Genomic DNA, 16,504 nt, shown 5'->3' with positions numbered 1-16,504 from the left:
AGATGTGGATAAGAGACAGCCCCACCCCCACTCCGACGGAGAGCAGCACCACGAGCACCGGGACGCCACGCCATGTCGCCATGACACATGCCTCCTCTGGACGGTGCGGTCCGCTGCGGACCACCCGCCCATGCTGGAAATTGGTGTTTTCAGCGGAATCAGCCAGCGCGCAGCAGCCTGCAATCACTCAGGGTTGTCTTGCAGGGGGCGCTGCGGGTCCGCTTCTGACGCCGAATGAACCCCGGGCCCGTTCAGCGGACGACTTCTCCAGCTTCATCCTGGAAATAGAGTTGCGCGGATTTTCCGAGGACTTCGTGTCCCCGGAAGCACTGCGTCTCGCCCTCCGGGAGGAGGCGGTGTTCAGGGGCCGGAGCGCAGGACCTTGAGGGCGTCGCGGAAGAGCGCCTGGAAGGTGGCATCCGGGCCCAGCCGTTCGCTGGCCACGTCCGCGGCCTTCTCCGCCTGGGGCTGCTTGTAGCCCAGGTTGAGCAGGGCGGAGATGAGGTCGGACTTGGTGCCGGACGTCGTGGGCGCCACGGGCGCGGTGCCGCGCGCCACGGCCTCGGTGTGGATGTTCTTCACCTTGTCCTTGAGCTCCAGGACGAGCCGCTCGGCGGTCTTCTTGCCCACGCCGTGAATCTTGGCGAGCCGGGCCACCTCGCCGCGCGCGAGCGCCGCGATGAGCTCCGGCACCTCCATGCCGGACAGCACGCCCAGGGCCATGCGCGGGCCGATGCGGGACACGCTGTTGAGCAGCAGGAACAGCTCCTCCTCCGGGACGGAGAGGAAGCCGAACAGCTCGAAGGCGTCCTCGCGCACCACGGTGCGGATGCGCACGTCCACCGGCTGGCCATCCGCGGGCAGCTTGCCCAGGCTGATGGTGGAGAGGTTCACCCGGTAGCCCACGCCTTGCACGTCGATGACGGCGTCCTCGGCACCCTTCTCCAACAGCGTGCCACGCAAGCGGGCGATCATCGGGCCTCCGGGCGCTTGTACGCGGACGACAGCCGGTCCGCGAGCACCGACGCGGCCCCCTTGCGCTTGCCGTTCGCGGGGGCGCTCGCGCGGGGCATGCCCACGCGGGAATGGTTGAGGTGACACAGCGCGACGGCGAGCGCGTCGCTGGCATCCGCGCGCTCCAGCGTCGCTTCGTCCACGCCGAGCAGCGTGCGCACCATGCGCGCCACCGCGTCCTTGCCGCCCGCGCCGCTCGCGCCCACGGACTTCTTCACGCTCGCGGGGGCGTACTCGTGCACGGGCAGCCCGGCCTGCGCCGCCGCGAGCAGCGCCACACCGCGCGCGTGGCCCAGCACCAGGGCGCTGCGCGCGTTGCGGAACGTGAAGAGGCCCTCCACCGCCACCGCCTCCGGCTTGTAACGCGCGAGCGCGGCGCACAGCGCGGCGTGCAGGTCCTTCAGGCGCTCGGCCAGGGGCGCGGACTCCGGCACCTTGATGACGCCATGGCCCAGGTGCACGAGCTTGCCCTTCTTCTCCTCCACCACCCCGAAGCCCATGAAGCGGCTGCCAGGGTCCACGCCGAGCACGCGCACCGGCCCGTTCCTTTCCCACGCGCCCTGGAAGGGGCTCACGCGGACAGCGACTCCATCAGGGATTCGTCGATCTCGAAGTTGGCGTGCACGTGTTGCACGTCGTCGTTTTCATCGAGCGCGTCCATCAGCTTCAACAGGCGCTTCGCGTTGTCGCCTTCCACCTTCACGGTGTTCTGCGGCACGAAGGTCCACTTCTGCTCGCCCACGGGGAGCCCCGCGGCCTCCAGCTTCGAGCCCACCGCGTGCAGGTCCGCCGGCACGGTGCGCACCTCGAAGCCGTCCGGCCCCTGGTCGACGATGTCCTCCGCGCCCGCCTCCAGCGCCTGCTCCATCACCTGGTCCTCGGTGGGGCCGGGCTTCACCACGATGACGCCCTTCTTGTGGAACATCCAGCCCACCGCGCCCTCGGCGCCCATGTTTCCGCCGTAGTTGCTCAGGAGGTTGCGCACGTCGCTGGCGGAGCGGTTCCGGTTGTCGGTGAGGCACTCGATGATGAGCGCGACGCCGCCGGGGCCGTAGCCCTCGTACGTCACCTCTTCGTAGGACTCGCCCGCCAGCTCGCCCGTGCCCTTCTTGATGGCCCGGTCGATGGAGTCGCGGGGGATGTTCGCCTCGCGCGCCAGGCCCATGGCGACGCGCAGCCGGGCGTTGCCCGAAGGGTCACCTCCGCCCAGCCGTGCGGCGACGGTCAGCTCCTTGATGAGCTTGGAGTAGAGCTTGCCCTTGGTCGCGCCCATGGCGGCCTTCTGGCGCTTGATCTTCGACCATCGGTTGTGACCGGACATGGCGGCGGCTTCGGCTCGGGGAGGATGGGGCCCAGGGCCCACGTCCCCGGCCTTGTGCCCCGTTCAGGCCGCCTGAGTCAAACCCTCACGACGCGTCATCGGAGTCGGGGGAGTCGGGCGTCGGGGCCGGTTCGAACAGGCGCGGCGGGCCTGCGAACGCCCGGGCACGCTCGCGCTCCTCCACCAGGATGGCGGGCACCAGCACGCCCAGCATGAACAGCCGGGTCGCCGCCTCGTACGCCAGCGCCTCCGGGAAGCGGCACTCCAGCAGCATCGCGCGCACGGTGCGCCGCCCGTCGAAGAGGCGCACCACCTGCTCCACGTCCTCGGGCAGCGTGGGCAGCTCGCGCGCCAGCCGGTTGAAGTCCACCGTGAGCCGCGCCGCCAGGGGCAGGCCCCGGACGCGCAGCGCCTCGAAGCGCTCCAGGCCCGGCACCACCTGCTCGCACAGGTACGGGCGGTCCATGGAGAAGGTGCCCCGGTGCAGCTCCGGACCGAACGTCACCGTGTAGCCGCCCGTGGCGAAACACAGCAGGCGCCGGAACGCGAGGCTGCCGCGCTCGCCGTGGAAGGTCGCGTCCACCATGAGGCCATGGCGGAAGGTGAAGGAGCCCGTGTCCTCGCTGAGGATGACCCGCCCCGAACGAACCCCGGACAGGAGCGCGCGCACCAGGTGCACCAGCGGCAACTGACCGGTGTGCGCGTCGTAGACGTCCTCCGCGCCGCGCCGGCCCGCCTTGAGCCGCGCGAGCACCGCCACGTCCCGGGGGTCCACCGGCTCCACCAGGTATTCATCCGCGCCCACGCCCGCGGCGAGGTCGCGGTGGAACTCCTCCTGGTGCCGTGCCATCAGCAACACGGGAAGGTGCGCGGCCTTCGCGTCCGCCCGGAGCAGGCCGCAGAGGCTGAAGCCGTCCCCGTCCGGCAGCTCCGCGTCGATGACCACCAGCCGGGGCAGCTCCTCCGAAGACGCGAGCCGCGCCAGGGCCTCGCGCATCCCGTCCACGCGCACGGGCTCGAAGCCCTCCGCCACCAACGCCTCGGTCACCGCCGGCCGCGACGCGTCGCCCACCAGCAGCACGCAGCCTCCGGCCTCACCCGCCAGGTCGAGTGCGTCATGACCTCCCGCGGGCGTGGAGGAGGGTGAGGGAGGGGCGACGTGGAGATGGGCAACCATGGATTCCCCATTCTTCCAGGGAACAGTAGGAAATGCACAACCCACCCCCAAGTCCTTGGAATCGTTCGGTTTTGGCCATCGAGCAAGCCCACGGTAGGGTGCGCGCCCATGACGCGCCTCGTCCTGCTGCTGACCTTCCTCGTCGTGCCCGCCGTGTCCTCCGCCCAGGAGGCGGGCTTTTCGTCCTCGGGTGAAGACCCGCTGGGCGCGGTGGTGGCGCCGGTGATGCTGCCCCCGGGCGGCACCGCGCTCTATGGCTACACGGGCGCTCCGGAGGTGGGGCTCGGGTTCCGTCAGGGCATTGGCGGCTTCGAGATGGAGGCGCGCGGACGCTTCGACTGGTTCAAGCTGAGCGCGTCGCTGGAGGTGCTGGGCCGCAAGGAGGTGCTGCGGCGGGGTGCGCTGCAGCTCGCGCCTTCGCTGGGGCTGGGCCTGGTGCTCAACTCGGGCGCCACGTACATGGACGAGGACAACTTCTCCGGCGTGCTGGTGCGCATCCTCCCGGGGCTCGTCGCCAGCTACCGGCTGGGTGACACCGTGGCGCTGCTGGGGCTGGTGGATCTGCCCATCGACCTGGGGCTCTCCGGCGACAAGCAGCGCCGCTTCCAGGCCCTGGGCGGGCTGGGCGTGGAGGTCTACCTGGGCAGTGGGCTGTCGCTGCTCGCCGCGGGACAGATGGGCCTGGAGACGTTCCAGGAGCGCGAGGGCGCGGGCCACACGCGCCTGGGCTTCAACGCGCGCGTGGGCCTGGGCACGCGGCTGTTCTGATTATTCGGGCGGAGGGCTCTGGCGCGGCGTGCCCATCAACTCGAGCGCGCGCAGGGCGACGCGGATGAGCGTCTGCGCGCAGGGCTCGCAGCCTCCGCCGCAGCACGAAGGCCAGCGCCCTTCCGGGTCGCGCAGGAGCGGGCGCACGCTGGACTGGTAGTAGCTGGGGAGCTGGTGTTCCTCGCTCGCGCGCACGAGCGCGTCGTCGAGGGGCAGGGGCGGGGCGGCGGAACCGTCGGACACGGGCCCGTTCATACCAGCGCCTCACGGGGCTCGCACGTACGGGGTGGATGCGCGCGGGTCGTGGGGTCCGCCCCCGGGAGCGCCCCTCTCTTCAGAGCAGCGAGGTCTGCGCGGGGGCTTCCGGCGCGGGCCCGTCCGCGGGCTGGCACTGCGCACACCAGTGCGTGTTGCGGCCGCCGACGCGCTGGTGCGACACGGGCGTGGTGCAGCGCGGACACGGCGCTCCCGGTTTGCCGAAGATGTTGCGCCGGTGCAGCGCCTTGCCCTTCACGCCGAACAGGTCGCGCTGCGTGCCGCGCAGGCGCAGCCCCTCCTCCAGCACGTCGCGGATGCCCCGGTGCAACCGGATGATTTCGGACGGCGACAGCGAGGACGCCAGGCGCCGGGGGTCGATGCCCGAGGCCCACAGGCTCTCGTCCGCGTCGCGGTTGCCCAGCCCCGCGAGCACGCGCTGGTTCAGGAGCACCGTCTTGAGCGGGCTGCGCCGACGGCGGAGCAACCGGGCCAGCAGCTCCGGCGTGAAGGTGTCGTCCAGCGCCTCCGGCCCCAGCTCCTCCAGCTTCAACTGCGCCGCGAGCCACTGCGTGGGGCCCAGCGCCACGCGCGCGTAGCCCAGCGTGTCGGAGAACTGCAGCTCGTCATCGCCTTCCAGCGTGAGGACGACGAGCGTGGCCGGAGGACGTTCACTGCCCACAGGCCGCAGGGCCAGCTCTCCCCAGAGCATGAAGTGCAGCGCGAGCGTCTGCCCTTCATCCAGCGTCAGGAGCATGAACTTGGCCCGGCGGTCCGCCGCGAGCACCCGCCGCCCGCGCAGCTTCTGGATGAAGTCCTCGGGCGAAGCGAAGCGCACCGCCGTCGGCACCAGCACCTGCGCATCCACGAAGCGGCGGCCCACCACGGCCTGTTTCAAGTCGCGGACGATGATCTCGACCTCGGGGACTTCGGCCACGCGTGCATCCTCCCCCACGCATTGGAACGTAGGAAGGATTCGAGGTAACGCCACAGGTTGTCCCCCGCTGGGAGGGCGCCTCGTCCGTCCGTCGGGCATCCAGCCGGACGAGGCCCTGCCCTCCTCAGGCGCGTACGGTGACTTCGGCCACGTCGCGCTCCACCTCGCGGACGTCCACCTTCACGTCCAGGAAGTGCGCCATCGTCTCGCGCTGCGTGAGCGCATGGCCGTCCAGCGCCAGCGTGCGGAAGCTGCCGCCCTTCGCCAGGGCGAGCAGCAGGAGGAGCTGATCACACAGGTGTTCGCCCACCGGGACGTTCGCGTCCAGGTAGCGCTTCACCTTGCCAGCGACCTCCTCGCCCACGGCCTCCGCGCGCTTGCCGCGCTCGCCGAAGCCGGTGAACACCTCCGTCACGTGCTCGCTCTCCACCTCCACGCGCAGCACGTTGCCCGGCCCGAAGGCGCGCTTGAGGTCTTCGCCCCGCTGCTGATCCGGCCGCAGGCCCAGCACGGCGGACACGGCCACCAACTCGCGGCGGGCCACGTCGAAGGGGATGGCCGCCACCTGGGCCACCGCCTCGCGCCGCAGCACCCGCCCCCGCTCCATCAGGTGCAGCGGCTGCAGCTTCGCGGGCTGCACGTCCACGCGGAACTTCCCGCCGCCCGCCGGGTAGAAGCCCGGGCGCTCCAGCTTCACGTCCACGCGCGGCCCCATGCGGTTGAGCAGCGGCAGGTACGTCTTCTCCAGGAAGTCGAACGGCGGCGCCGCCGGGTTGTGCGTCCCGCCTTCCAACATCAGCGTGGAGGGCCCTTCCGCGTGCAGCAGCGCGGGCAGCACCGTCTGGAGCACCAGCGTCGCGCTGCCCGCCGTGCCCACCGCGAAGTGGTAGTTGCCCGCCGACAGCGCGCGCGGGTGGAAGGAGAGCTGCTTGGAGCCCAGCTCCGCGCCCGTCACGTCCGCGGCGCCCACGGTCTCCGCGGCCTTGAGCGCGGTGAGGTGCTGGCGCAGCAGGCCCGGCTTGGCGCGACCGGCGCGCACGTTGACCATCTCGAAGGGCGTCCCTGTCACCAGCGACAGCGCCAGCGCGGTGCGCAGCACCTGACCGCCCCCCTCCCCCTGTGAACCATCGATGCGGACCATGTGTCGTGCTCCTTCGGCGCTCGCGGACGGATGCAGCATCCCATCCCTGATAAAAATAGCGGCGCCCGTTCCCCCACCCTTAACGGCCCTTGCGGACCTCCTGGGGGGAACGGGCGCCTCGGTGGCTTCATCCCGGCATGTGCACCTCGGCTGGACGGCGGGTGGGAACGGCCTCTGCTCCGGCTATCCCTTCACGCACACCACCTGCTTGAGCGTGTGGACGACCTCCACCAGGTCCGCCTGCGCCGCCATCACGGCATCGATGGGCTTGTACGCGGCCGGCGTCTCGTCGATGACGTCCGCGTCCTTGCGGCACTCCACCCCCGCCGTCGCCAGCGCGTGGTCCTCCAACGTGAAGCGCTTCTTCGCCGCGGCGCGCGACATCACGCGGCCCGCGCCGTGGCTGCACGAATGGAAGGCGTCCGCGTTCCCCTTCCCACGGACGATGTACGAACGCGCACCCATGCTGCCGGGGATGATTCCCATGTCCCCTTCGCGCGCCCGCACCGCGCCCTTGCGGGTCACGAAGCAGTTCTTCCCGAAGTGGTGCTCACGCGAGATGTAGTTGTGGTGGCAGTTCACCGCCGACTCGGCCAGTTCGAACGGAGGCAGCTCTCCGCTCGCCTTCAGGGCCTCCACCGTGGAGCGCAGCATGAGCTCGCGGTTCATCGCCGCGAAGTCCTGCGCCCAGCTCACCGCGAACACGTAGTCATCGAAGTGCTCCGTCCCCTCCGGCAGGTACGCCAGGTCCGCGTCCGGCAGGTGGATGTGGAAGCGGCTCATGTCCTCCTTCGCCAGCTCGATGAAGTAGCTCCCGATGCGGTTCCCCACCCCGCGAGACCCGGAGTGCAGCATCAGCCACACGCCATCCGCCTCATCGACGCACATCTCGATGAAGTGGTTCCCGGTCCCCAGCGTTCCCAGGTGGCCCAGCTGCGGCCCACGGCCGATGTGCTTGTGCTTCGCGACGATCTGCTCGTACCCGCTCACGAGCGACGCCCACGCGGCCGTATGCGTCTCGGGCGAGTGCTTCCAGGCGCCGCGGTCGTTACGGCCACCGTTGTCCGTACGGCCGTGGGGCACCGCCGCCTCGATGGCCGAGCGAACCCCGCGCAGCGAGTCCGGCAGCTGATCCGCGCGCAGCGTCGTGCGCACGGCGATCATCCCGCATCCGATGTCCACGCCCACCGCCGCCGGCACCACCGCGCCCACCGTGGGCACCACGCTCCCCACCGTCGCGCCGTAACCGCGGTGCACGTCCGGCATCACCGCGACCCACTTGTGGATGAACGGCAGGCCTCGGAGGTTGCGCAGCTGCTCCTTCGCCTCGTCCTCGAACGGCACCCCCACCGTCCACGCCTTGATGGGGCGACCCGCATCGTCCGACAGCACTTCGTAGTTCGTCTTCTCGCGGTCCATGGCCTTCACCCTTCTTCGGTCGTTCGACCCGGGCGCTGTGTCCCGGTCACGTGGGGGAGCTAGAGCAGCCGCCGTGCCAACGCCGCTTCCGAGGGAGCCCCCGCGCGGGGCTGGAATTCCCTATCCCATGGGATAAATACCTATCCTGATGGCTCAAAAGACCAAGGCGCGGCGGACGGTCGTCATCGGGATGCTGGGAACGACGCTCGACACGGGCACCGGGACGCAGCGCTGGACGCGGTGGCGCCCCACGGTGGCGCTGTGCCAGCAGGAGGACCTGGTGGTGCACCGGCTGGAGCTGCTGCATCCGCCCCGCGTCACCTCGCTGGCCAAGGTCATCCAGGAGGACATCGCGCAGGTGTCACCGGAGACGCAGGTGCGCCTGACGTCCCTGGACATCCGCGACCCCTGGAATCTGGAGGAGACGTATGGCGCGCTGTTGGACCACGTGCGCGCCCACCCCTTCCATCCGGAGGAAGAGGACTACCTGGTGCACATCACCACGGGCACGCACATCGCGCAGATCTGCATGTTCCTGCTGGTGGAGAGCCGGTTGATTCCGGGCCGGCTGGTGCAGACGTCGCCGGGAAACGCAGGCTCGCGGTCGGCTTCGGGGACGCACACCCTCATCGACCTGGACCTGTCGAACTACGACACGCTGGCGGCGCGCTTCCGACAACAGCAGCGCGAGGGCCTGTCCTTCCTCAAGTCCGGCATCGACACGCACAACGCGGCCTTCAACCGGCTCATCGAGCGCATCGAGCAGGTGGCCGTGCAGTCCCGCGCGCCGCTCCTGCTCACGGGGCCCACGGGCGCGGGCAAGTCGCAGCTCGCAAAGCGCATCTATGCGCTGAAGAAGTCGCGCAACCAGGTGGTGGGCCCGTTCGTGGACCTCAACTGCGCCACGCTGCGCGGCGACGGCGCCATGTCCACCCTCTTCGGCCACGTGAAGGGGTCCTTCACCGGAGCGGTGGGTGACCGGCCCGGACTGATGCGGCAGGCGAACGGGGGCGTGCTGTTCCTGGATGAGATTGGGGAGCTGGGCGCGGACGAGCAGGCCATGCTGCTGCGCGCGCTGGAGGACAAGCGGTTCCTGCCAGTGGGCGCGGACAAGGAGGCGGAGAGCGACTTCCAGCTCATCGCCGGCACCAACCGCGACCTCCAGCTCGACGTGGAGCGGGGGCGCTTCCGTGAGGACCTGCTCGCGCGCATCAACCTGTGGACCTTCCGGCTGCCCGCGCTGCGCGAGCGCCCGGAGGACATCGCGCCCAACCTGCAGTTCGAGTTGGATCAAGCGTCGCAGGCGTTGGGCACCCGGGTGACGATGAGCAAGGAGGCGCAGGAGCACTTCCTGCGCTTCGCCACGTCTCCCGAGGCCCGGTGGAACGGCAACTTCCGCGACCTCAACGCGGCCGTGCTGCGCATGTCCACGCTGGCGGCCGGAGGACGGATGACGCGCGAGGTGGTGGACGAAGAGCTGGAGCGGCTGCGTACCCAGTGGCGCCCCGCGGGCGCGGCGGCGTCAGCTCATGACGACGTGCTGGCGCAGGTGCTGGGGCCGGCTCGCGCGGCGGAGCTGGACAGGTTCGACCGCGTGCAGCTCGCGGATGTCGTGGGCGTGTGTCGCTCCGCTCGCTCGCTGTCGGACGCGGGGCGGACCCTGTTCGCCCAGTCGCGAGCGCAGAAGAAGAGCGTCAACGATGCGGACCGACTGCGGAAGTACCTGGCGCGCTTCGGGCTCGGATGGGCGGACGTGAACGGGCGCGGGATGGCGGACGCGGAGTGACGCGTGCTCAGCGGGGCGGAGTGAAAAGGCGCGCTGTCGCGGATGCTGAGTGAAGCGCGCTTACCGGAACTGCTCCTTCAGGGCACGGCACTGCGCTGTCGTCCAGGCCTCGTCGAGCACCACGGTCGAGCCGAGTTCGGATGACGGAGCCACCGGCACGGGCGTCCCCGGTGACGCCGGGCGGTCCGGCCCGCTCAGCCAGGCAGCGGGGACCATGCACTCCACGGACAGGGGGCCCTGGAACGTGGCGGACAAGCTCGCGTCCTGCGTTCGCACCGTGCCGTGCACCTCGCGTCCGGTGACGCTCAACTCCAATGTCCCCTCGTTCGCGAGCGTCGGAGGACCCGACGGCCCGCGCAGCTCCGCCGACGCCAGCCCGACCCGAAGTGGCATCCGGGTGAGCCGCGCCGTCGCATGCTTCGTCTTCGGGAACGCGGGCTCCACCGGAGCGAGGACCGCCCACTGAGCTCCGCCTTGTGACTGCGCGCTCAAGGCGACCTCCAGCGTGGGAGGCCCCTCCCCTTCGGTGAAGGTGGCCATGAGCCGCACGGAGGGAGCCTCGAAGGTGCCCGCGTCCGTCCGCACCACCACCGCCCCCGGGGGCTGCGGACGTTCAGGCGCCTTCAAGGCCGCGGACGTCAAAGGAGACACGGGCACGTCCGGCGGGCGCGCCCGTTCCTCCTTCGGCTTGGCGCAGGCCCCGACGAACAGCAGCGCCATCAGGGCCACCGACCGCACGCTCAGCACTCCACCCGCAGGAGCATCGCGCTGACGGTGGTGTTGTCGTTCTCGCGCAATTCGCCCACCACGCCCTGGGGATCCAGGTCCAGGTAGACGTAGTACGTGTTGAAGGGCAGGCCTGGGGGCACCACGAAGGGCAGCGAATACATGCCCTCCGAGAAGGCCCCGAGCGAGTGGCCGAAGGTCGCCACGACGTTCGTCGACTCGCTGTAGCCCTGCGGTGGCGCCGTCGGGCTCAGCCGCACGCGCATCGAGTACGACGCGACCGCGGCGTTGCCCAGGTTGCCCACGTAGAACTTCACGCTCGTGGACGTGCCTCGACACACGGCCCGCGAGCCCGCCGCGTCCAACGTCTGCGCCACGTCCCCCACCACGCCCATCGCGGCCGGCACCAGGTTGGGCTTCGTCTGGGTGTAGCCATACAGGTCGCGCATGCCCTGCGCGTTCGTGGGCCACAGCGTGGACGCCTCATAGCCTCCCGTCACCAGGTGCGGCGGCGACGTGCGCAGGATGCTGTGTCCGCCCTCGTGCTTGAAGCCGAAGAAGTGCCCCACCTCGTGCACGAACGTGCTCCGGCCCGACGTGCCGAACGCGTTCCCGTTGCGCGGCGTGAAGTCCAGGTCGCTGGCGATGCAGACGTCCGCCTCGTCGATGCCGTTGCTCCCGATGAAGCACACGCCCACCGTGGAGTACGTCACGCCATTGTTCCCATCGAGCGCCGCCCGGTCGCACAGGCCAAGCTCATTCTGGCCGTCGCTGTGGTCCAACGCGCAGTCCGTCACCGGGTTCACGTTGTAGGCGCTCACGATGCGCGACAGGTCGTCCCACTGCCGCAGCCCGTTCCAGTACGCCGTGTTGACGTTGCCGGAGTCCGGGATGCTGCACCGGTTTCGATACACGGCCGGCCCGCTGTACCACTTCACCGGCGAGCCGTTGCACGTGTCCCATGCGGCGGCCCCCGCCTCCACGCTGCCCAGCGCCAGCACCGCGACGAAGCCCGCGATCCTCGTTGTCCTCATGGCGAACCTCATCACGGCTGGCCGGGCGGGAGGTCCCGCTCGGGCTGGGAGGGAACAACGCCCGTCGTGGGTGCCTGGAGCGACGCGGGCGTCACCGGCACGGACAGCGAGGACGCGGTGGCGACCGGCTCCTCGCGGAACGCTCCCGTCACGCTGAGCCCGCGCGCGCGCAGGTGGTTCTGGAGCAGCGCCACGAACGCCTCACGTCCCAGCGCGTCCGGAAGCCTTGCCCCCTCCACGCCCGCGCGCAGGGCCGGACGGCCTCCCTGCAACGCCACGGTCTCGAACACCGGCGCCGTCCACCGCACGCCCGCTGAACCCAGACCGGCCACGAGCCCACCCTCGGGCCCCACGAGCACCTCCCGGCCTCCCACCGACTCCACGCGGAAGGCGTGCCCGTCGAGCACCGGCGACAGGCTCCATGCGGTATTGCGCAGGAACACCACATAGCGCGCGCCCAGGACGAAGCGGGGCACGTGGCTGACGACGAGCTGCCGTCCATCCGGCAGCAGCCCCCCGGCCTGCTTGAGCCGCAGCTCCCGGGGCGCCTCGCCCAGGTGCGCCCGCACGTTCCCCAGCGTCACCACCGTCCAGGGGCCCGTGCGCGGTGAGGACTCGGAGCGCAGGTCGATGACGTCCCCCTCCACCACCGAGGCCGTCTGGTCGAGCAGGCTCAACAGCCCGTCCACCGCGCGCGGCGGCCGGAGCGTGGCCTCCGCGACGAGGGGACGCGCCTGGACCGCGGGCGCCTCGCGTGAGCCTTCATCCCCGACAGGGGCGGAGCAACCCGAGCCCCCCGCCACACCGCCGAGGAGTGCCAGCGCGAGTCGCGCCCGGCCCCTCCACCTGGTTGTCACGCGCATCACGTCCGCTCCCTTCGTGGCTTCAGTGGATCAGATAGAAGGCGTCCTGCCGGGGCACGAAGAACTTCCAGCCTTCGTCCGTCAGGTACGCCGGATCTTCCTGCATCACCGCCACCCGCTGCCCATCCCACTCTGGCACGGGGGTGACGGTGTTGAGTTCGACGGCGAGGTAGGAGCCCTTGCGCAAGAGCCGCGGCGCGTCCTTGCGCGAGGCCGCGCGGAAGTCGATGGAGGCCCCCAGCCCATGGCCCTGCGCGCCCAGCGGGTGGCTGTACACCTTGGCCTCGATGCCCTTCTCCTTCATCTCCGCCATCGTCGCGTCGTAGACGTCCGCGGAGGAGCGACCGGGCCGCGACGCGCGCAGCATCATCGCGTCCTGCAGCGCCTGCGTGTTCGCCAGCGCGCGCTTCAGTCCCTCCGGAACGTCCTTCTCCCCGTCCCGCAGCACGTAGGCCATCTTCTGCCAGTCCGTGCTCAGCCCCAGGGACGTGACGCCGAAGTCCACGTGCAGCAGGTCGCCGCGCTGGATGACGATGGCCTCGTCCGCCACCGCCAGGAACCCGCGAGAGAAGCCGTCCTTCATGCCCTGACGCTGCACGCGCATGTCGGGCTGGAACCACGTCGTCACGCGCGCCTCCCACAGCGCGTCGTACAGCCAGCGGCGCACGTCGCCCACCGTCGTCTTCCCGGGCACCACCACCTCGTTGGAGAGCGCGCGCTTCACCAGCGACTCCGTCAGCACCACGAGGTCCCGGTACGGCGCGAACTCTCCGGGCAGCCGCGTGTCCAGGTACTCCTCGATGAGCGGCGCCGCGCTCACGAAGCGCGCTTCGGCCTGGGGACCCAGCGCCTCCACCAGCCACCGGTAGCTGTCATGCGTCAGGCTGCGCGTCACCCCGCGCTTGCCGCCGATACCCAGCGCGATGGCGCGCGGGTGGTAGCGCGCCTCCAGCTCCGCGAGCACCTCCTCCGGCTTGCGTCCCTCCGCGGGGGCTTCGAAGAACCGCGTCACCGCCTCCGTGGCGTAGCCCGTCAGCGCGACCTTCTTCAGGCCCTCGTCCCCCGCGTCCACGAAGACGAACACGTCGCGGTTGCCCACATAGGGCAGCGGCGGGGCAATCCACCCCGTCAGCGGATCATCGTGGAACTCCTCGTTGATGACGACCCACATGCCCACGCCGTGACGGCGCATCATGTCGAGCAGCAGCGCGTGTCGGTCCTTCAGCCAGCCCCCGCGCAGGGCCACTTCCCGCGAGGGCGGCTGCACGAGTGCGGCGGTGGAGGCTTGCTGCGGGGTGTCACGGACAGGGGCGGTGGCGCAGGCCACCAGACACCCCAGGATGGGCAGGGTCGCCACACTCCAGCACTTCATGTCGGGAACTCCAGGTCGCGAGGGAGGCCGGCAGCCTAACGCCCATCCGAAGTCCCCCGCTCCCGGAACCGTGGAGGCTCCGGGAGCGGAGAACCTGGGGCGCATCCCGCCTGCTCACCTGCCTGGATGTCCTCGCTCCCACGCACTTCCCGGGTCCCGTCCCCCCCGGTCCGGAACACCCGGATCCACCCAGGACATACTGGCTGGTGGATCCCTTGGAAGTGGGCGGCCTTCCCCCGAAGGCTGCCGTGGAGCGCGGACATCCCGCCGCGCGCGCCTTGACGTCAGTAGCTGGCGACCCCATCCAGGTCGCTTTCCTCGAAGTCGAAGTCGAACCCCTCGCCGCTCAGCCGGGAGGCCCCTTCCGCATCCCCCTCATCGGCGCCCCAGGAACCCTTCAAATCCCGGACCTCGGGCCCCGTGCGCACCTCCGCGCCCCCACTGGTGCCGGGCGCCCACATCGCGCCATGCCCCTGGCTCCACGCATCCATGCGGTACATCGCGTCCCCCCGGGGTGCGGTGTTTCCTGCGCGCTTCGATAAATAGACGCGGACCGGAAGAATCCTTGGATCCTCCTTGTCGCAATTCAGCGGATTCCGCTCATCCGCAGCGCGCGGGCCCGAATTCCGGCCTCTTCGCTCCACCCCGGCTCCCCCCGCCGGGCCACCGCTTCAAAGGCCTCCGCCGCCTCGCGTGGGAGGCCCAGCGCCCGGAGCACCAGCGCCCGGTTCCACAGGGCCTGGGGATGGTCCGGTGCTTGACGCAGCACGCTGTCCACCAGGATCAGCGCACCGGGCAGGTCCCCCTCCGCCATCGCCACCACCGCCCGGTCGCTGTCGCGATCCACGGACGGCGCACTGCGTGACAGGAAGTCCGCGGCCTGACGCAGCTCGCCATGCACGAGGTAGGCGGCCGCGATGCCGTGCAGGTCCCCGCGCTCCTCCAGCTCCGCCAACGTCCGCAGCGGCACCCGGGTCCCGGCCTGGAGGGCCCCCTCGGCCCCCTCGTCCGGGGTCCCCGTCCTGGCGGGGACATAGGGGTGGTACCGGTCCGCTGCGGGATAGGCGATCCGGGCCTCCAGGCCCCGCACCGCCGCGCCAGCCCGCCACGCGTCCACCGACTGGAAGCTCACCGTGGGCAGGGACGCCACGAGCGCCCCCAACCCCATGGCCAGCACGGCCCCCAGCGCCTGGCCCCGCCAGCCGCGGAGCCACGCGAAGCGCGCCCCGCTCCGGGACTCGCTCGGTGGGGCGGGGGCATCGTTGTGCGGCACCGCCCCATAGAGGGCCTGGACGCTGAGCATCTCCAGTTGCATGGCGTCATGCAGTCCGCTGGAGCAGGCGCGGCAGAGGGCCAGGTGGAGCCGGAAGCGCTCCTCGTCACCCGACTCCAGCTCGCCATCCACGAACCGGTAGAGCTTCTTGCACCAGAGATCCATCGCGTGTCCCAGCCCGTGGTCGGGCTCCCGCCTCCCGTCCCTCTCGAACGCGAACGGGATGAATCCTTGGCCGGGTCGCGCCAGGGACATGCGGGCCTTGCCCGCCCGCCTGCTCCCTGGGTCCTGCTCGATGTCGGGAGCGCGGCAGGCGGGGTTACTTCCGGCCCGGGTCAGCGGCGCGGACGGGGGCGCAGCACGGCCGCACCGGAGCGTCCGGCGCGCGGGCAGGGCCAGCGGGGTGCTCGGACGGCCTCCACCGCTTCACCCTCCGCGTACCAGGGGCAACAGGACGCGCAGCCCGGGCAGCGGCGACGGTAGCGGCGCGCGCCGTGGTGCCAGGAGCGCCCCTCCTGGTGTTCGGGCGGTGGAGGTGGCGCGGCGACGATGGGGGCCTCCGCGGGCCAGTTCGCCGGCACGTCCTCGTTCCAGGCCCCCGGCAGTCGCTCGCGGGCCTGACGCGCGGACACCCAGCGCGCGCTCTCCTCCGCGTCCTCCAGCGCCAGCCGCGCGAGCACCTCCAGTTGCAGCAGGTCATGGAAGCGCGTGGCGCACGCCTCGCAGCCGGCCAGGTGGGCGCGGATCCGGCGCTGGTCCTCGTCGGGCAGCTCCCCGTCCAGCAAGGGCCGCAGGTCTTCACACGCGGGGCTCATCGTTCCCTCTCCTGGCGGCGGCGTTCCGCGGTGTCGTGGAGCATGGCCTTCAAGCGGCGGCGGGCGTGGAAGAGCCACGTGCCCACCGTTCCCGCGCTGGGGGTGTTCATCCGCCGGGCGATCTCCGCATGGCGCAGGCCTCGCGCATGCAGCTCGAACGCCTGGCGCAGCTTCTCGTTGAGCCGGGCCACCGCCTGGCGCAACTCGTCCTCCGTGACGCACTCCCACTGCTCGGGCTCCGGCGAGTCCTCCGGATCCTCGAAGAGCATGTGCACGTTGTGTAGATCCACCCTCCGGTCCGTCTCCGCGCCCTGGCGACGGCACTGGTCCAGGAAGCGGTTGTGCAGCACGCGCACCAGCCACGCGCGGCGCGCCGGCTCCGGCCATCGTTTGAGCCGCTCCCATTGCAACAACGCCCGGAGCAGCACGTCCTGCACCAGGTCGTCGCAATCACTGGCACCCCGGCCACAGACGTTGCGCGCGATGGCGACCAGCACCGGCTGATGGCGGATCGCGAACGCGGCGAATTCCCCTCCGGAGCCTTCCCGGACAGGGGACTCCTCCCTCCCTGGCACCATGCGACCGCCTCCCTTCCCTCAGAGA

The 16,504-nt window shown here is 70.9% G+C and carries 18 protein-coding genes; 2 read left to right on the top strand and 16 right to left on the bottom strand.

Translation table 11 applies throughout. From position 1 onward, the window contains the following. Nucleotides 1-360: 360 nt before the first annotated feature. The 4 genes from ruvA to D7X12_RS03500 form a co-directional block, all read right to left on the bottom strand. On the bottom strand, nucleotides 361-975 hold the full coding sequence (gene ruvA, locus D7X12_RS03515; RefSeq protein ID WP_120623844.1) for a Holliday junction branch migration protein RuvA: 615 nt from the start codon (nucleotides 973-975) through the stop codon (nucleotides 361-363). Continuing rightward, a complete protein-coding gene (ruvC, locus tag D7X12_RS03510; protein ID WP_120623846.1) occupies nucleotides 972-1,550 on the bottom strand; it encodes a crossover junction endodeoxyribonuclease RuvC in 579 nt (192 codons plus the stop codon). The genes ruvA and ruvC overlap by 4 nt, the downstream gene beginning before the upstream one ends. 35 nt (nucleotides 1,551-1,585) lie before the next feature. After that, on the bottom strand, nucleotides 1,586-2,335 hold the full coding sequence (locus D7X12_RS03505) for a YebC/PmpR family DNA-binding transcriptional regulator (RefSeq protein WP_120623843.1): 750 nt from the start codon (nucleotides 2,333-2,335) through the stop codon (nucleotides 1,586-1,588). An 85-nt stretch (nucleotides 2,336-2,420) separates the two neighbouring features. Next, nucleotides 2,421-3,512 carry a response regulator gene (locus D7X12_RS03500; protein WP_120623842.1) on the bottom strand — a complete coding sequence of 364 codons (1,092 nt, stop codon included), beginning with the start codon at nucleotides 3,510-3,512 and terminating at the stop codon, nucleotides 2,421-2,423. 108 nt (nucleotides 3,513-3,620) lie between these two features. Here D7X12_RS03500 and D7X12_RS03495 point away from each other — a divergent pair, with 108 nt between their 5' ends. Next, on the top strand, nucleotides 3,621-4,280 hold the full coding sequence (locus D7X12_RS03495; protein ID WP_120623841.1) for a hypothetical protein: 660 nt from the start codon (nucleotides 3,621-3,623) through the stop codon (nucleotides 4,278-4,280). Here D7X12_RS03495 and D7X12_RS03490 read toward each other — a convergent pair whose 3' ends face one another. The 4 genes from D7X12_RS03490 to D7X12_RS03475 all read right to left on the bottom strand — a co-directional run bounded on the left by D7X12_RS03490 (nucleotide 4,281) and on the right by D7X12_RS03475 (nucleotide 8,032). Then, on the bottom strand, nucleotides 4,281-4,535 hold the full coding sequence (locus tag D7X12_RS03490) for a hypothetical protein (protein ID WP_120623840.1): 255 nt from the start codon (nucleotides 4,533-4,535) through the stop codon (nucleotides 4,281-4,283). It abuts the gene before it with no gap. 79 nt (nucleotides 4,536-4,614) lie between these two features. Next, nucleotides 4,615-5,472, bottom strand: coding sequence for a DNA-formamidopyrimidine glycosylase (mutM, locus tag D7X12_RS03485; protein WP_208718797.1), 858 nt, complete (start codon nucleotides 5,470-5,472; stop codon nucleotides 4,615-4,617). Between the two features lie 124 nt (nucleotides 5,473-5,596). Next, nucleotides 5,597-6,613, bottom strand: a complete 1,017-nt coding sequence (gene rtcA / locus D7X12_RS03480; RefSeq protein WP_120623838.1) for an RNA 3'-terminal phosphate cyclase — start codon at nucleotides 6,611-6,613, stop codon at nucleotides 5,597-5,599. Between the two features lie 183 nt (nucleotides 6,614-6,796). Continuing rightward, entirely contained in the window at nucleotides 6,797-8,032 is a 1,236-nt protein-coding gene (locus tag D7X12_RS03475; RefSeq protein WP_120623837.1) for an RtcB family protein, read from the bottom strand. 148 nt (nucleotides 8,033-8,180) lie between these two features. Between D7X12_RS03475 and rtcR the strand changes: the two genes are divergently transcribed. Continuing rightward, nucleotides 8,181-9,818 (top strand): RNA repair transcriptional activator RtcR, encoded by a 1,638-nt coding sequence (gene rtcR / locus D7X12_RS03470; RefSeq protein WP_120623836.1) that lies wholly within the window; start codon nucleotides 8,181-8,183, stop codon nucleotides 9,816-9,818. Between the two features lie 60 nt (nucleotides 9,819-9,878). Here rtcR and D7X12_RS03465 read toward each other — a convergent pair whose 3' ends face one another. The 8 genes from D7X12_RS03465 to D7X12_RS03430 all read right to left on the bottom strand — a co-directional run bounded on the left by D7X12_RS03465 (nucleotide 9,879) and on the right by D7X12_RS03430 (nucleotide 16,479). Further along, nucleotides 9,879-10,556, bottom strand: a complete 678-nt coding sequence (locus D7X12_RS03465; protein ID WP_120623835.1) for a hypothetical protein — start codon at nucleotides 10,554-10,556, stop codon at nucleotides 9,879-9,881. 2 nt (nucleotides 10,557-10,558) lie between these two features. Then, complete coding sequence (locus tag D7X12_RS03460; RefSeq protein ID WP_120623834.1) at nucleotides 10,559-11,578, bottom strand: hypothetical protein; 1,020 nt, start codon at nucleotides 11,576-11,578, stop codon at nucleotides 10,559-10,561. Between the two features lie 11 nt (nucleotides 11,579-11,589). Then, on the bottom strand, nucleotides 11,590-12,441 hold the full coding sequence (locus D7X12_RS03455; RefSeq protein ID WP_147443509.1) for a hypothetical protein: 852 nt from the start codon (nucleotides 12,439-12,441) through the stop codon (nucleotides 11,590-11,592). Between the two features lie 22 nt (nucleotides 12,442-12,463). Then, nucleotides 12,464-13,813, bottom strand: coding sequence for a M24 family metallopeptidase (locus D7X12_RS03450; RefSeq protein WP_120623832.1), 1,350 nt, complete (start codon nucleotides 13,811-13,813; stop codon nucleotides 12,464-12,466). A 284-nt stretch (nucleotides 13,814-14,097) separates the two neighbouring features. Then, nucleotides 14,098-14,313, bottom strand: coding sequence for a hypothetical protein (locus tag D7X12_RS03445; protein WP_120623831.1), 216 nt, complete (start codon nucleotides 14,311-14,313; stop codon nucleotides 14,098-14,100). An 86-nt stretch (nucleotides 14,314-14,399) separates the two neighbouring features. After that, on the bottom strand, nucleotides 14,400-15,251 hold the full coding sequence (locus tag D7X12_RS03440) for a zf-HC2 domain-containing protein (RefSeq protein WP_158619947.1): 852 nt from the start codon (nucleotides 15,249-15,251) through the stop codon (nucleotides 14,400-14,402). 170 nt (nucleotides 15,252-15,421) lie between these two features. Beyond that, the gene (locus D7X12_RS03435; protein WP_120623829.1) at nucleotides 15,422-15,901 is read right to left on the bottom strand and encodes an anti-sigma factor family protein; all 480 of its coding nucleotides are present in this window, start codon (nucleotides 15,899-15,901) and stop codon (nucleotides 15,422-15,424) included. After that, nucleotides 15,898-16,479 carry an RNA polymerase sigma factor gene (locus tag D7X12_RS03430; RefSeq protein WP_120623828.1) on the bottom strand — a complete coding sequence of 194 codons (582 nt, stop codon included), beginning with the start codon at nucleotides 16,477-16,479 and terminating at the stop codon, nucleotides 15,898-15,900. The genes D7X12_RS03435 and D7X12_RS03430 overlap by 4 nt, the downstream gene beginning before the upstream one ends. Nucleotides 16,480-16,504 lie beyond the last annotated feature (25 nt).

The sequence above is a fragment of the Corallococcus sicarius genome (genome assembly GCF_003611735.1).
Lineage (GTDB): Bacteria > Myxococcota > Myxococcia > Myxococcales > Myxococcaceae > Corallococcus > Corallococcus sicarius.
The sequence above is the reverse complement of the archived record's forward strand: the minus strand, read 5'-3'. Positions and strand labels throughout refer to the sequence as shown.